The sequence below is a fragment of the Streptomyces sp. NPDC002386 genome (genome assembly GCF_053593175.1).
In genome coordinates, this window is the sequence record NZ_JBSFBX010000004.1 from 265,962 (window position 1) to 280,795 (window position 14,834).

Annotated in this window: 15 protein-coding genes and 1 pseudogene; 4 read left to right on the forward strand and 12 right to left on the reverse strand. The window is 73.8% G+C overall.

Annotated features, from left to right (window positions below; genetic code table 11):
• Positions 1-7: 7 nt before the first annotated feature.
• The 7 genes from ACWCPN_RS10875 to argC form a co-directional block, all read right to left on the reverse strand.
• Positions 8-775 carry a hypothetical protein gene (locus ACWCPN_RS10875; RefSeq protein WP_451204231.1) on the reverse strand — a complete coding sequence of 256 codons (768 nt, stop codon included), beginning with the start codon at positions 773-775 and terminating at the stop codon, positions 8-10.
• Positions 765-1,352, reverse strand: a complete 588-nt coding sequence (locus tag ACWCPN_RS10880) for an RNA polymerase sigma factor (RefSeq protein ID WP_199209849.1) — start codon at positions 1,350-1,352, stop codon at positions 765-767. Before ACWCPN_RS10880 ends, ACWCPN_RS10875 begins: the two co-directional genes overlap by 11 nt.
• Positions 1,353-1,449: 97 nt before the next feature.
• Positions 1,450-1,995, reverse strand: a complete 546-nt coding sequence (locus ACWCPN_RS10885; protein ID WP_199209850.1) for an arginine repressor — start codon at positions 1,993-1,995, stop codon at positions 1,450-1,452.
• Between the two features lie 7 nt (positions 1,996-2,002).
• The gene (locus ACWCPN_RS10890; protein ID WP_451204232.1) at positions 2,003-3,202 is read right to left on the reverse strand and encodes an acetylornithine transaminase; all 1,200 of its coding nucleotides are present in this window, start codon (positions 3,200-3,202) and stop codon (positions 2,003-2,005) included.
• On the reverse strand, positions 3,199-4,107 hold the full coding sequence (gene argB, locus ACWCPN_RS10895; protein ID WP_199209851.1) for an acetylglutamate kinase: 909 nt from the start codon (positions 4,105-4,107) through the stop codon (positions 3,199-3,201). The genes ACWCPN_RS10890 and argB overlap by 4 nt, the downstream gene beginning before the upstream one ends.
• Complete coding sequence (argJ, locus tag ACWCPN_RS10900; protein ID WP_451204234.1) at positions 4,104-5,255, reverse strand: bifunctional glutamate N-acetyltransferase/amino-acid acetyltransferase ArgJ; 1,152 nt, start codon at positions 5,253-5,255, stop codon at positions 4,104-4,106. The genes argB and argJ overlap by 4 nt, the downstream gene beginning before the upstream one ends.
• Complete coding sequence (gene argC / locus ACWCPN_RS10905; protein ID WP_451204236.1) at positions 5,252-6,280, reverse strand: N-acetyl-gamma-glutamyl-phosphate reductase; 1,029 nt, start codon at positions 6,278-6,280, stop codon at positions 5,252-5,254. The genes argJ and argC overlap by 4 nt, the downstream gene beginning before the upstream one ends.
• Positions 6,281-6,437: 157 nt before the next feature.
• Between argC and ACWCPN_RS10910 the strand changes: the two genes are divergently transcribed.
• Entirely contained in the window at positions 6,438-7,025 is a 588-nt protein-coding gene (locus tag ACWCPN_RS10910) for a hypothetical protein (RefSeq protein WP_451204238.1), read from the forward strand.
• Positions 7,026-7,031: 6 nt separating this feature from the next.
• Positions 7,032-9,971 (forward strand): M48 family metalloprotease, encoded by a 2,940-nt coding sequence (locus tag ACWCPN_RS10915; protein ID WP_451204240.1) that lies wholly within the window; start codon positions 7,032-7,034, stop codon positions 9,969-9,971.
• Between the two features lie 73 nt (positions 9,972-10,044).
• On the opposite strand, the gene ACWCPN_RS10920 is transcribed toward ACWCPN_RS10915, so the two are convergent.
• From ACWCPN_RS10920 to ACWCPN_RS10935, 4 genes and pseudogenes are all read right to left on the reverse strand, one after another.
• Entirely contained in the window at positions 10,045-11,451 is a 1,407-nt protein-coding gene (locus ACWCPN_RS10920; RefSeq protein ID WP_451204242.1) for an MFS transporter, read from the reverse strand.
• A gap of 188 nt (positions 11,452-11,639) precedes the next feature.
• Entirely contained in the window at positions 11,640-12,188 is a 549-nt protein-coding gene (locus ACWCPN_RS10925; RefSeq protein ID WP_451204244.1) for a YciI family protein, read from the reverse strand.
• Positions 12,189-12,235: 47 nt separating this feature from the next.
• Positions 12,236-12,652: a GtrA family protein gene (locus ACWCPN_RS10930; protein ID WP_451204246.1), complete on the reverse strand. Its 417-nt coding sequence runs from the start codon at positions 12,650-12,652 to the stop codon at positions 12,236-12,238.
• A pseudogene (locus tag ACWCPN_RS10935) lies at positions 12,652-12,822 on the reverse strand (glycosyltransferase); the annotation flags it as partial. The gene ACWCPN_RS10930 and the pseudogene ACWCPN_RS10935, both read right to left, overlap by 1 nt.
• A 218-nt stretch (positions 12,823-13,040) precedes the next feature.
• On the opposite strand from ACWCPN_RS10935, the gene ACWCPN_RS10940 reads away from it, so the two are divergent.
• Together ACWCPN_RS10940 and ACWCPN_RS10945 are read left to right on the forward strand one after the other, a co-directional pair.
• Positions 13,041-13,475: a carboxymuconolactone decarboxylase family protein gene (locus tag ACWCPN_RS10940; protein WP_451204248.1), complete on the forward strand. Its 435-nt coding sequence runs from the start codon at positions 13,041-13,043 to the stop codon at positions 13,473-13,475.
• A gap of 336 nt (positions 13,476-13,811) precedes the next feature.
• Positions 13,812-14,255 (forward strand): DUF6314 family protein, encoded by a 444-nt coding sequence (locus ACWCPN_RS10945; RefSeq protein ID WP_451204250.1) that lies wholly within the window; start codon positions 13,812-13,814, stop codon positions 14,253-14,255.
• On the opposite strand, the gene ACWCPN_RS10950 is transcribed toward ACWCPN_RS10945, so the two are convergent.
• Positions 14,237-14,830 carry a histidine phosphatase family protein gene (locus ACWCPN_RS10950; RefSeq protein WP_365122716.1) on the reverse strand — a complete coding sequence of 198 codons (594 nt, stop codon included), beginning with the start codon at positions 14,828-14,830 and terminating at the stop codon, positions 14,237-14,239. The two genes, ACWCPN_RS10945 and ACWCPN_RS10950, sit on opposite strands and share 19 nt — an antisense overlap.
• Positions 14,831-14,834 lie beyond the last annotated feature (4 nt).

Genomic DNA, 14,834 nt, shown 5'->3' on the forward strand with positions numbered 1-14,834 from the left:
GCCTCGCTCACGCGTCGCCGGTGCGGACCTGGCCGGTCTCCAGCGGGGCCGTGGCGAGGACCGTGCCGTCCGGGGAGGTCAGGCGGGCGCCCGACACCGCGGCCGGATCGACGGGGGCCGCCACGCCCCAGGCGCCGCGCCCCGCGTGCATCGGGAACTCGCCGAGCCGGACCGTGGAGCCGTCGGGGCGCTCCAGGAGACAGGTGACCTTGCCCTCGTACGCGCTGCCGGGGCCCGTCAGGTCGACGGACATGAACACCCAGCCGGGGCTCCCGGGATGGGCGTAGACCTCCCCGGCGGGCCGTGGTCCGGCCCCGGCCGAGGTCAGATCGCCGACCAGCATGGTCTCGGTCCCGGCGGGCGCCGCGGGCGCGGCCGTGACCTCCTCGATGGCGGTGCCGATCCCCCAGCCGGCGAACCCGAAGGCGACGGCGAACGCGACCGCCACCGACGCGAGCCGCAGCCTCGTCCGCCGGGCGCGGCCGCGCAGCCCCTCACGCAGGGACGCGCGCGCGGGCGGGCGCCGCTCGTCCGCCCCCATGTCCTGGGTCAGGGCGTGCGCCACCCGGGTCTCGAAGCCCGGCGGCGGCTCGCGGTCCGGCAGCAGGCCGATCAGCCGGTCACCGAGGAGGGTCAGGTGCTCCACGTACTCGCGGCACTCCGCGCAACCGTCCAGGTGCGCGACGGCGGCGGCGCGCTCGCGGCCGTCGAGCACGCCCAGCGCGAGCTCGGCGCCGAACTCCCGCAGTCGCCCGCAGGTCACCTCACTGGACATGGTTGCCTCGCTTCGGATCCGCGAGGGTGGTCCGCAGTTTGCCCATGGCCGCCCTGATCCGCGTCTTGGCGGTGCCCAGCGGGATCTTCTCCCGTTCGGCGATCTGCTGGGCCGTCATTCCGTAGACACCCGCCATCACCAGGGCACGCGCCTGTTCCCGCGGCAGCCGCGCCAGGGCGGCCCGGAGCTGGGACGAGGCCTCGTCGGCCAGCGCCCACCGCTCGGGGGTCTCGGTGACGACGCCCAGGAGCGCCTCGAGGTCCTCGGGCGCCACCGCCTGCGTCCGCCGGGCGCGGACGGCGTCGATCGCGAGGTTGTGCGCGATGGTCGTCAGCCAGGTCGTGACCGACCCGCGGCGCGAGTCGTAGATCTGCGCGTGACGCCATGCGCGCTCGAACGTCTGCTGGGCGATGTCCTCGGCGAGCTGCGGGTCACCGGTGACGGCCATCGCGACACCGAAGACCCTGTGCTGGAACCTCCGTACGAAGGCGACGGCGAGTTCCTGGTCACCGGTGGAGAGCCCGGACAGCAGAGCCTCGTCCGGAAGGCGCTCCACCGGTGTCCCGTAACCCGACACACCTCTGTATACGGTCGGCCGACGCCTGGGGATTGCGCCCCGGCTCCGGAAGATCACACGGCCATTGTCCGCCGGTCGGCCGGGCCCCGCACGCGGGTCACGGGCCGTTCTGCGCCAGCCGCAGCAGATGGGCCGCGAGCGCCTGCCCGCCGTCCGGGTTCCGGCTGATCAGCAGCAGCGTGTCGTCGCCCGCGATGGTGCCGAGGATGTCGTGCAGCTCGGCCTGGTCGATCGCGGAGGCGAGGAACTGGGCCGCGCCGGGCGGGGTGCGCAGCACCACCAGATTGGCGGACGCCTCGGCGGAGATCAGCAGCTCCTGGGAGAGCCGCCGCATCCGCTCCTCCTTCGCCGACTCCCCCAGCGGCGCGCGCGGGGTGCGGAAACCGCCCTCGCTGGGCACCGCGTAGATCAGGTCGCCGTCGTTGTTGCGGATCTTCACCGCGTTCAGCTCGTCGAGGTCCCGCGAGAGCGTCGCCTGGGTGACGTTCAGCCCGTCGTCGGCGAGCAGCTTCGCGAGCTGGCTCTGGGACCGCACCGGCTGCCGGTTGAGGATGTCCACGATCCGGCGGTGACGGGCGGTGCGGGTCTGCGGGACGGCGGGCCCGGCACCCGCCGCCTGCTCGTGGTCCTGCGCCTGGCTCATCGTCGTCTCATTCCCCGGATCGTCCGTCCCCGTCGGCTGCGTCGAGGATGCCGGGCAGTGCCCGCAGCAAGGCGCCCGTCTCGTCGTCGCGCAGGTTCAGCGGCGGCATGAGCCGTACGACGTCGGGAGCGGGCGCGTTCACCAGGAACCCGGCTTCCTGGGCCGCCTGCTGCACCTGTGGCGCGTGCGGCCCGGTGAGCACGATACCCAGGAGCAGGCCCGCGCCCCGGACGTGGTCGATCATCGGGTGGCCCAGCGCCTCGATTCCGTCGCGCAGCTTCTCGCTCTGCCGCTTGACGTTCTCCAGCAGTCCCTCGTCCGCGATGGTGTCCAGGACGGCGAGTCCGGCGGCGCACGCGACCGGGTTGCCGCCGAAGGTGGTGCCGTGCTGGCCGGGCCGGAGCAGTTCGGCGGCGCGCCCGAAGGCGACGGTGGCGCCGAGCGGCAGCCCGCCGCCGAGGCCCTTGGCGAGCGTGACGACGTCCGGCAGGACGCCCTCGTGGGCCTGGTACTCGAACCAGTTGCCGGTCCGGCCGATGCCGGTCTGCACCTCGTCCAGCACCAGCAGGGCGCCGGTGGCGGCGGTGATGGCGCGGGCCGCCTTGAGATAGCCGGCCGGGGGCACCACGACCCCGTTCTCGCCCTGGATCGGCTCGATGACGACGAGGGCCGTCTCCTCCGTCACCGCGGCGGCCAGCGCCTGCGCGTCGCCGTACGGGACGTGGGTGACGTCGCCGGGCAGCGGCAGGAAGGGCTGCTGCTTGCCGGGCTGGCCGGTGAGCGCGAGGGCGCCCATGGTCCGGCCGTGGAAGCCGCCCCGGGCGGCGACCATGTGGGTCCGCCCGGTGAGCCGGCCGATCTTGAAGGCGCCCTCGTTGGCCTCGGCCCCCGAGTTGCAGAAGTAGACCTTTCCGTCCCGGCCGAAGAGCTGGAGCAGGCGTTCGGCGAGGGCGACCGGCGGCTCGGCGACGAACAGGTTGGAGACATGGCCGAGGGAGCCGATCTGCCGGCTGACGGCCTCCACCACGGCCGGGTGGGCGTGGCCGAGCGCGTTGACCGCGATACCGCCGACGAAGTCGAGGTACTCCTTGCCGTCGGCGTCCCACAGCCGGGCGCCCGCACCGCGGACGAGGGGCAGCCGGGGGGTGCCGTAGTTGTTCATCAGCGCGCCCTGCCACCGCGCGGTCAGCTCCTGGTTGCCCGTCATGACTGCTCCCCCTGCGTGTCGTCGGGCACGACCATCGTGCCGATGCCCTCGTCGGTGAAGATCTCCAGCAGGATCGAGTGCTGCACCCGGCCGTCGATGACGCGGGCGGTGCGCACGCCGCCCCGCACCGCGTGCAGGCAGCCCTCCATCTTCGGGACCATGCCGGCGGACAGCTCCGGCAGCAGCTTCTCCAGCTGGGAGGCGGTGAGGCGGCTGATCACCTCGTCGGAGTTCGGCCAGTCCTCGTAGAGGCCCTCGACGTCGGTGAGGACCATGAGGGTCTCGGCCCCCAGTGCCGCAGCGAGTGCCGCAGCCGCCGTATCAGCATTGACGTTGTAGACATGTCCGTCGTCCTGTGACCTGGCGATCGAGGACACGACCGGGATGCGGCCGTCGGCGAGCAGTGCCTCGATGGCGCCGGTGTCGATCGCGGTGATCTCGCCGACCCGCCCGATGTCGACCAGCTCGCCGTCGATCTCGGGCTGGTGCCTGGTGGCGGTGATGGTGTGGGCGTCCTCGCCGGTCAGACCGACGGCGAGGGGCCCGTGCTGGTTGAGCAGACCGACCAGTTCGCGCTGCACCTGACCGGCGAGCACCATCCGTACGACGTCCATGGCGTCCTCGGTGGTGACCCGGAGGCCGGCCTTGAACTCGCTGACGATGCCGTGCCGGTCGAGGGCGGCGCTGATCTGCGGACCGCCGCCGTGCACCACGACCGGCTTGAGGCCGGCGTGGCGCAGGAAGACGACGTCCTGGGCGAAGGCGGCCTTCAGGTCCTCGTCCACCATGGCGTTGCCGCCGAACTTGATGACGACGGTCCTGCCGTGGTGCCGGGTCAGCCAGGGCAGGGCCTCGATGAGGATCTGGGCCTTGGGCAGTGCCGTGTGTTTCCGCGTCGTGGTCATGAGGAGTAGGCGCTGTTCTCGTGGACGTAGTCGGCGGTCAGGTCGTTGGTCCAGATGGTCGCGGTCTCGCCGCCGGCCGCGAGGTCGGCGACGATGTGCACCTCGCGGTAGCGCATGTCGACCAGCTCGCGGTCCTCGCCGACCGATCCGTTCCTGCAGACCCAGACGCCGTTGATGGCGACGTTCAGCCGGTCCGGGTCGAAGGCGGCCGCGGTGGTGCCGATGGCGGACAGGACGCGGCCCCAGTTGGGGTCCTCGCCGTGGACGGCGCACTTGAGCAGGTTGTTGCGGGCGATGGAGCGGCCCACCTCGACGGCGTCGTCCTCCGTCGCGGCGTTGATCACCTCGACCTTGATGTCCTTGGCCGCGCCCTCGGCGTCGCCGATGAGCTGCCGGCCGAGGTCGTCGCAGACCTGCCGGACGGCCTCGGCGAACTCGTCGTACCCGGGGGTGACGCCGGAGGAGCCGGAGGCGAGCAGCAGCACGGTGTCGTTGGTGGACATGCAGCCGTCGGAGTCGACGCGGTCGAAGGTGACCCGGGCCGCGGCGCGCAGCGCCTCGTCCAGCACCTCGCCGTCGAGGTCGGCGTCGGTGGTGAGGACGACGAGCATGGTGGCGAGGCCCGGCGCGAGCATGCCGGCGCCCTTCGCCATGCCGCCGACGGTCCAGCCGTCCCTGCTGACCACGGACGTCTTGTGGACGGTGTCGGTGGTCTTGATGGCGATGGCGGCCTTCTCGCCGCCGTGCTCGCTCAGCGCGCCGGCGGCCGTCTCCACCCCCTTAAGGAGCTTGTCCATGGGGAGCAGCACGCCGATGAGCCCGGTGGAGCAGACGGCGACCTCGATGGCGCCCCGGCCGAGCACCTCGGCCGCCTTCTCGGCGGTGGCGTGGGTGTCCTGGAAGCCCTGGGGGCCGGTGCAGGCGTTGGCGCCGCCGGAGTTCAGCACCACGGCCGACACCTGGCCGCTCCTGAGGACCTGCTCGGACCACAGCACCGGGGCGGCCTTCACACGGTTGGAGGTGAAGACACCGGCCGCGGCACGGCGGGGCCCGTCGTTGACCACGAGGGCCAGGTCGGGGTTGCCGTTCTCCTTGATCCCGGCGGCGATGCCCGCCGCCGTGAATCCCTTGGCTGCCGTGACGCTCACGGTGCGACTCCGATCGTGGAAAGTCCCGTGGTCTCGGGGAGACCCAGGGCGATGTTCATGCTCTGCAGGGCACCGCCCGCGGTGCCCTTGGTCAGGTTGTCGATGGCGCTGATCGCGATGACGCGGCCCGCGGCGGCGTCGTACGCGACCTGCACCTGCACGGCGTTGGAGCCGTACACGGACGCCGTGGCCGGCCACTGCCCCTCGGGGAGCAGGTGGACGAAGGGCTCGTCGGCGTAGGCCTTCTCGTAGGCGGCGCGGACGGACTGGGCCGTCACCCCGGCGGCGGCCCTGGCGCTGCACGTGGCGAGGATGCCGCGCGGCATCGGCGCGAGGGTGGGGGTGAAGGAGACCGAGACCCGCTCCCCCGCCACCCCGCTGAGGTTCTGGATCATCTCGGGGGTGTGCCGGTGGCCGCCGCCGACGCCGTACGGCGTCATGGAACCCATGACCTCGCTGCCGAGCAGGTGCGGCTTGGGCGCCTTGCCCGCGCCGGAGGTGCCGGACGCGGCGACGACCACCGCCTCGGGCTCGGCGAGGCGGGCCGCGTAGGCCGGGTAGAGGGCGAGGGACACGGCGGTCGGATAGCAACCGGGTACCGCGATGCGCTTGGACCCCTCCAGCGCGGCGCGGGCACCCGGCAGTTCGGGGAGGCCGTAGGGCCAGGTACCGGCGTGCGGGGAGCCGTAGAACCGCTCCCAGTCGGCCGGTTCCCGCAGCCGGAAGTCGGCGCCCATGTCGACGACGAGGACGTCCGGGCCGAGCCGCTCGGCGACCGCGGCGGACTGCCCGTGGGGCAGCGCCAGGAAGACGACGTCGTGCCCGGCGAGGTTCTCCGGGGTGGTCTCGGCCAGCACCCGGCCGGCCAGCGGCAGCAGGTGCGGCTGGAGCGCGCCGAGCCGCCGGCCGGCGTTGGAGCTGCCGGTCAGGGCACCGATCTCGACCTCGGGGTGCGCGAGGAGCAGCCGCAGGACCTCACCGCCCGCGTATCCGCTCGCTCCGGCCACCGCCGCACGTACCGCCATGTCCACCCTCCTCTGGATGGCATGACTATACGTATCGCTGCACGTTTATGCAATCGTCCGGATCTGCCTCCGCTTTTGGCTTGCCGAAGCGCCTTGGGGACCCGGCCCCCGGGAGTAGCGTTGACCGCAGGGATCTTCGGGGCACGGGGGAGTCGTCATGGGATCTGAAGCGGCGCCGTCCGGGTGCGGCAGCGTCCGGGTGCGAGATGTGGTGCGCGACGTGGTGGCGGAGACCGCCCCCGAGGAACTGCCGGTCGTCGCCGGGCTGGCCCACCTCGACGACGCGGCCGTCCTGCGGCGGCTGGAGCGCGGGGGCCGCGGACGCCCGGATCCGCTCGGTTTCGGTCTGGGCGAGATCACCGTGCTGGTGGCCCCGGTGGTGTGGCTGGTGGTGGACCAGGCGGCCCGGCAGATCGGGAGCGCCGCCGCGGAGAGCACGACAGCCGGCCTGAGGTCGCTGCTGCGCAGGAGGTTCCGGCGCGGGAGTTCCGCGGTGACGGTCCCGCCGCTGACCCCCGGCCAGCTCGCCGAGGTGCACCGCCGGATCTCGGAGACGGCCGGGCGGCGGGGGCTGGCGCAGGAGCGCGCGGAATCGCTCGCGGACGCGGTGGTCGCGAGACTGGCGCTGATCGCGCCGGAGGAGCGGACGGACACGCCCGCGGCACCGGCCGCGCAGCGAGAGCCGGCGGACGCGCGCAGAACCCTGACCGCTCCGGCCGGGGACGCCGACCAGCCGCAGGGCTAGCCGGCGGTGGCAGCGAGCCCTGAGACGGCTTCCGGGGACACGCGGCCGGTCGGTGACGGCACGACCGTGCGGTTCGCCGTTCTAGTGATCCTGATCCTGGCGACCAGCGGCCTGATGCTGATGTACGTCGCCCTCTGGTGGGTGTCGGACGCCGACTCGTCCGGCTGCGGCCTCGCCGCGGGGCTGGACCCCAGCCACCCCTCCGATCTGCAGGCCGTCGTCAGCCAGATCAACCAGGGCATGGCGTACGCGAACTGCCAGCGCCGCTTCGCCCAGCCGCCGCCGTGGTGGGTGCCCGTCTCCTGGCTGGCCCTGCTGGCCGCCGCCGCCGTCGCGCTGTTCAGCTGGCTGCCGGTGTGGAAGGCCCGGCGGAGCCGGGTCGTCCCGCTGGCCGCCGTCGACGGGGACGGGGAGATCCGGCGCGTCCTGAAGGAGGTCGCCTCGGTGGCCGGGGTGGCCCGGATGCCGCGTGTCGTGGTGGATCCGGCGGCCGCCTCCGTCGGGGCGCTGGTGTTCGGCCGCACCGGGAAGCCGGTCCTGAGCCTGCACGGCGGCCTGCTCGCTCGCCGGGTCCGCGATCCCGAGGGCTTTCGCGCGGTCCTGCTGCACGAGTTCGCCCACATACGCAACGGGGACATCACCCTCACCTACGCTACGGTCGCCCTCTGGCGGGTCTTCCTGGCCCTGGCCGCTCCGCCGTATCTGGCGGGTCTGGCCATGATCCTCTTCGACGGGCTGCGGTCCGGCAGCCGGTTGCTGGCGGCCCCGTCGCGCAGCGTCCTGCTGATGGCCTTCCTCACGGCCCTGGTGTACCTCGCGCGGTCGGACGTCCTGCGCAGCCGGGAGTTCCACGCCGATCGCGCCGCGGCGCGCTGGGGCGCCGACCCCCGCGGCTGGCACGGCACGGCGCCGGCGAAGAGGGGCGGCGTGCTGACGCGAGAACTGGCCACTTTCGCGGGTCTGTGGCGCCCCCATCCCCGGTGGGACCAGCGCCAGGACGCCCTGACGGACGCGGGTCCGGTGTACGGCGTCTTCGCCCTGCCGATGTTCCTGACCGGCGCCGGCGCCATTCTGATCGACACCCAGCTCCTGGCCGCCCCGATGCCGTACGTCCAGTACACGGTCGGCCAGCTCGTCGGGCAGGCGGCGGCGCTGGTGGCGGCGGGCACGGCCGCGGGAGTCGTCGGGACCGCCCTGTGGCGGGCGGTGATCCACGCGGTGCTGACCGGGCGCCGCTCTCCCTCAGGCATCCGGGCGGGGCTGTGGCTGGGGGCCGGCATGACCGTGGGCAACCTGATCAGCGGCCAGGGCACGATCGCGCAGTTCTTCCCGAGCCGCAGCACGCTGCTGCTGCAGTTCCTGCTCGGCGGCCCCGCCTTCACCTGGTGGACCGCGCAGTGCGCCCAGCTGTGGGTCAGGACGTGGCGGGGGCGCACCCTCCGGCCGGCCCTGGTCGTGAGCCTGGTGGCGGGCGGACTGGCACTGGCGCAGTGGTTCACCTGGTGGCACGGCTACGGGGTGCGGCTCGCGACCGGATGGTGGTACGACCCCGCGGGGTTCCGGCAGTGGCTGGAGCAGGTGTACCCCGGCCCGGCCGCGGACCACCGGACCATGCTGTCGGCGATCACCCTCGTCTCCCCCTTCATGCTGAATCTGGCGCAGGGGGTGCCGCTCGTCGGTCTCGCGGTCGCGGCCCTGTGGGTCGTGCCGCTGGCGGCCTGGACGCTTCGCCCGCGTCCTGGCGCGCCGCCCTGGACGCGCGGCGCCGCAGGCGACATCGAGGGCGCCGTGGAACCGCCCGCCGAGGCCCTGCCCGGGATGCGCCGGGTGATGCTGCCGAGCGTGCTGTGCGGGGTCGGGTGCTGGGGCGTCGTGGTGGCGGCGCTGGTGATCCCGCAGGCCGGTGTGTTCGCAGCCGATCCGCGGCGGGCCAGCATCCCGGGACTGCTCTTCCTCGCCTGGACCTACGTCGCGCTGACCGCGACGGCCCTGACGGCCGCCGTGGTCGCCGCGGTGCGGGCGGACCGCTACCGGCTGCTCGTCACCCTCGCTGCCGCCCAGACCACCGTGCTGGTGGGCCTGGCCGCCCCGGTGGCACTGCTGACCTTCGACGGCTGCGTCGACCGGCTGAGCCTCTTCGAGTCGTCCTGCGGATGGCGGCCCGCCAGGCTCGCCGGCTGGACCGACTCCCACATCGTCCTGGACTTCGCGGTGATGACCGTGACCGTCGCGGCCGTCGCGGTGGCCGCGACGGTGTCGGCCGTCCGCAGGACGCCCTGGTTCCGGCGGCGGCCTCCCTCCCCGGCACCACAAGGTAGGGAGGGTCCGCGAGTGCGCCGCGTCCTGCTGACGGCGCTGTGCGTCCTGGCGCTGACGGTCTCCGCGGTCCGGGCGGTGCACCAGGAGGAGCTGGTCACGGCCAACTTCGACGTCCGTCACTGGCAGGAGTCCGCCCTGCGCGACCGGCAGGAGCAGTCCCGGAAGGTGTCTCCCAGGATCAGGACCGGGCCGGTCTCCCCGCGGATCAGGGCGATGCAGGTGAACGCCTGGAGCCGGCTCGGCGGGGAGGAGCTCCTGCACCGTGTCCGCCGCGAGCGGGACGGCATCGACGCGATCGGGCGGGTGTTCGTCGCGGGGAAGAAGCCGCCTGCCTACCTCAACCGCATACGCCCCCACTGTGAGCGCATCGGCCTGACGGCCGTCGACGCGGCCTCGTACTTCGACGTGCCCGACCCCCAGGCGCAGAAGCTCTGGCAGCGGTTCATGCTCAACGCCGCCTACTCGACCCTGAACTGCCGGAAAGGCCTCTCCCACCTGAACGCCAACCGCTCGAAGGAAGCGCACGACGCCCTCGGCACGTCGTTCCGGGAGATCCGCGCGGCCTGCCTCCTCAGCGAGGCGATCGACTCCCGGATCGAGGCGGTCGAACGCGCGGGCGGCATGTAGTCCGGGCCGGCCCGGACAGGCACCCGGTGTGACCGCGGGGCCGTATCCCGTCGGCTCGGGCGCGGCCGTCAGGTCACCCGCCACCCGGGGCCGCCCGGGCCGGGACGCACCGCCACGCCAGGGCCGCGGCGGACAGGTAGGCGAGGGCGCCGACGGCCATGGAGACGCGCAAGCCGGTGCCGTAGTCGGTGCCGGTGGCCAGCAGGCTGCCGCCCAGGGCGACGCCGGCGGCACTGCCGATCTGGCGGGTGGTGTTGAACAGGGCGGAGGCGGCGCCCGCGTAGGCCGGAGGCGCGGCGCCCATCACGGTGGCGGTCGCGCCGGTCAGCGCGAAGGACGTGCCGAAACCGGCGGCCATCATCGGGAGCACCAGCAGCGGGTACGCGGGGTCGGGTCCGGCCGCGGCCCAGCCGGCCAGGCCCAGGGCGCCCAGGAGCATGCCGGTGACGACCAGCGGGCGGTCTCCGGTGCGGCGGCTCAGCCGGCCGGACAGCACGGAGGCGAACATCGTCATCGCCACCGCGGGGAAGAGGGCGAGCCCGGTCCTCAGGGCGCTGAAGCCGCGCTGGTGCTGGAAGTACAGGCTGGCGGTGAAGACCATGCCGTAGAAGCCGAAGTTGAACAGCAGCCCTACGACGGCACCGCCGCTCATCGCGCGCGAGCGCAGCAGCCGCGGCGGCAGGGCGGGAGACCGGGCGAGCCGCTCGCGCAGCGCGAACGCCGCGACGGCGAGCACGGCCAGGGCCAGACCGGCGAGTACGGCGGGGTCGGTCCAGCCGCGCCGTCCCGCCTCGTTCAGCGCGGCGGTGAGCAGGGCCACCGCCGCCACCACGGCGCACTGCGCCGGCCAGTCCAGGGCCCGGTCCGGGTGCCGTGGCGAGGGCGCGACGAAGCGGGACGTCAGCAGCAGGCAGACCACGCCGACCGGCAGGTTGATCAAAAAGACCCAGCGCCAGCCCACCGTGGACACCAGCAGCCCGCCCAGCAGCGGCCCGGCGGAGGCCGCGATGCCGGCCATCGACCCCCAGAGGCCGAAGGCGCGGGAGCGGGCCGCCGGCGCCGGATAGGCCTCCTGGAGCAGGGCGAGGGAGCCGGGCACGATCAGGGCCGCGCCGAGTCCCTCCACGAGCCGGGCCGCGACGAGGAAAGAGGCGCCCGGGGCGAACGCGCACGCCGCCGAGGCCACCGTGAACACCCCGACGCCCGCGCAGAAGACACGCCGGTTGCCCAGCCGGTCGCCCAGCGCTCCCCCGGTCATCAGGAAGCCGGCGAGGACGAGGGTGTACCCGTCGGTGATCCACTGGACGCCGGTGAGCGAGGCACGCAGGTCCCGGCCCACCACGGGCACGGCCACGTTGATGATCGTGACGTCCAGGATGACCATGAAGTATCCGGCGCACACGGCCAGCAGCGGTGCCGTGGAGCGTGGTGCCGCCGCGGCGCCGGGGTCACCGCCGGCGGTGGACTCCGCGAAGGGCATGGCGCCGACCCCGTCCTGTCCGGAACCCCTGAGCGGTGAGCATGCTAGGCGGACGCGGACGCCGGTCCGGCGAGACCGGGCCGCCGGGCGGCCCGGGTACACCGGACGGGCCAATCGGAGGCGGCCGGCCACCGGCCGGCCCGGCATGGGGGCTCGGGCCCGGCCCGGCAGGCGTCCGCCGGCGTTCCTCAGCGCCTCCCGCCGAACTCCCAGTCGTGGACCTCCACGGCGGCGTATCCGCCGGGAGCCAGGACGGCGCGGGCGGCCGCCGGGTCCGGGGCCCGGACCAGTGCCGCCGTACCCAGCCAGGTGGCGCCGTCGTCGGACAGCAGCGGCCCGAAGGCGATCAGGTCGTCCCGGCCGGGCGGCACCGCGAGCTCGGCGGCCCGCTCGACGCCGAGCCCGAGCACCAGGTACCGGTTGCCGCCGGCCGGCCCCCCGGGGAAGTCCCACATGGTGCGCCCCAGCAGGTTCCGCCACCGGCGCAGCAGCACGTCCCGGTAGACGCCGGCCTGGTGGTTCGGCTCGTCGAAGGCGAACGCGCGGGCGGCGGCGGGACCGGGCAGGTCGACGATGTGCACGCTGCCGGTGGGCGTCTCGCCGCCGGCGGCGAACGTCGGGCCGCGCGCGATCAGCTCCTTCGCGTACCGGTCCATGTAGGACCAGTGCGCCTCCAGCAGTTCGTCGCGCAGTGCCCCGGAGCCGGGCCGGTCGCGGTGGTGGCAGAAGAACTCCATGCGGCGGACCCTCGCGCATCGCGGGCCGGTGCCTCAACCGGATTACGTCACGCGGGCATCTCCGGCCGGTCCCGGACCTTCCGGCCGCCGGGCAGCATGATGCGGCGGGACACGACGAACGTCACCGGGACGGCCACCGCGGAGGCGAGCAGGGGGGCGAAACGGTTTCCGGCGTGGAGGACGTCCACGATCAGGTACACACCCGCGGTGGTGACGAGGAAGTTGGTGACGTTCGTCAGCGGGAACAGCAGGAATTTCCGCCACGTGGGCCGCGTCCGGTAGGTGAAGCGCGCGTTGAGGAAGAAGGATCCGACCATGCTGAGCAGAAATGCCAGAACATGCGCGCCGAGATAGGGAAGCCGGTGCAGGAGCAACAGGTAGAGACCGTAGTAGACGGCCGTGTTGACGACGCCGACCACGGCGAAGGTGACGATCTGTCTCGGTACCACGGTCTTTTCCGGCATCAGGGGATGAGGTCTTTCGTTCGTTCCACGTCGGTCGCCTTCACCAGGGAGTGCGGCCGCCCCCTCACCTCGTGGAAGATGCGGCCGGTGCACTCCCCGACGACTCCCAGCATGACCATCCACGCGCCCGCGAGGGCCGTGAAGGCGGTGATGATGGTCACACAGGCGGGGCGTCGTCGCGCGGGTTCGGCGACGACCTGGTCGTGGCCCTGCTCCCGCGGCCGGACCAGGCGCTCGATCAGCTCGGACGGGTGCTGGAGCTCGGCGTCCATGACGACGACCGGGTCGCCGGGACCGGCCTTGACCTGGAGTGCGCTCCAACTCCTAGCGTGACGGCAACGGCGAACGGCCGTCGCGCCGAGCGGCGGCCCGGAGGGGATGTACCGGCATGAGCGAGAGCACCACCCGTGACGAGCGTTTCGCCCACGGCCTGGAGGTCCTGCGGAAGGTCGACGGCGAGGCCGGGCAGCGGGTCGTCGACTCGCTCGCGGACATCAGCCCCGAGCTGGGCCACCAGGTCGTCTCCTGGGCCTTCGGGGAGATCTACGACCGGCCCGGACTGGCGCCGCGCGACCGCCAGTTGGTCACGCTGGGCGTGCTCACCGCGCTGGGCGGCTGCGAGGCCCAGCTCGACGTGCACGTGGGCGCGGCCCTGAACGTGGGCCTCACCCCGGAGGAGATCACCGAGGCGCTGCTGCACTCCGCCGTCTACTGCGGGATGCCGAAGGCGCTGAACGCGACGTTCGCCGCGAAGAAGGTCTTCGCCGAGCGCGGGCTGCTGCCGGTGGGACAGCGGCCCGCGCCCGGGACCGGCTCCGCCTGATCCCGCGCTCGGTCCCGGGGGTCGGTCCGGCGCCGTACGGGCCGCGGCCGACCGGGCGCGGGCCCGCTCGTAGACTCGGGGCATGCCTGCGCCGACGCCCTGTCCGATCATGCTCGGCCGCCTCGCCGCGGTCCCGCCGGCCCGTACGGGACTCGGGCGCGCGATCCGTCGCCGCGGCTCGGTCGGCGGCCGTGTGGGCGCGGCACCGGCCGCCTACGAGGAGGCCCTCCGGGCGACGAGCCACGCCTCGCACCACGAGATCCGCTGCCGGGCCGGGCGGAGGTCCCCCATCGGGTCGCCGGACGGTCCGCGCCGGGGGTCCTGGAGGGGCCGGCGATGAGCGGGGTGCTGTCCGTACCCGATGTGCTGGCCTATCTGGCCGGGCGCTGGCGGGTGGAGCGGAGCGTGCGGGATCTCGCGGGCGGGGACGAGGGGCACTTCGCGGGGGTCACCGTCTTCGGTCCGCTCGACGGCGGCGGGCTGCTGCACGAGGAGTCCGGGGAGTTCACCTGGCGCGGTGTGCCCCGGCCGGCGACGCGGACGCTGCGGTTCCTGCCGGGGCGGGAGCCGGGCACGGCGGACGTGCGGTTCGCGGACGGCCGGCCCTTCCACGAGCTGGACCTGACCTCGGGGCGGTACGTCGCCGGCCACCCCTGCGCCGCTGACTTCTACCGGGGCGAGTTCACCGTGACCGACGCCGACCGCTGGCGCACGGTGTGGCTGGTGGGCGGCCCGGCCAAGGACCTGGTGCTCACCACGGACTACGTGCGCGAGGGCTGAGCGAGGACGCCGTCGAGACGGAGGTTCCAGCGGCCCGAGCGGCCCGTCACGGTGGTGACCGACAGCGGGCGGACGTCGATGTTCCAGTACGCGGCGGGCGGCGCCTTCAGGGTGTACACCAGGGCCGCGCGGATCACGGACGGCTCCGCGACCGCGACGATCCGGCCGCCGTCGTCGACGGGACGGGTGTCGAGCCAGCCGCCGACCCGGGAGACGAAGGCGAGCAGCGACTCGCCGCCGTGCGGGGTGGAGCGCGGGTCGGCGAGCCAGGCGTCCACGGACTCCGGCTCGCGGGCCATCGCCTCGCCCAGCGTCAGCCCGCGCCAGCGGCCCATGTCGCAGTCGCGCAGCGCGAGCTGGACCAGCGGGGCGTAGCCGAGGGCGTCGCCGGTGGCACGGCTGCGCGGGGTCGGTGAGCAGTAGCGCAGTTCGGCCGCCGACAGCGGCAGCAGGTCCCCGGCGGCGCGCTGCACCTCGTCCCAGCCGGCCTGGTCAAGCGGCCGGTCGTCCTCGAAGCGCTCCGCGAGCAGCGGGGAACTGCGCGCGGCGGCGACGAACGTCACCCGAAGTGGCATGCGG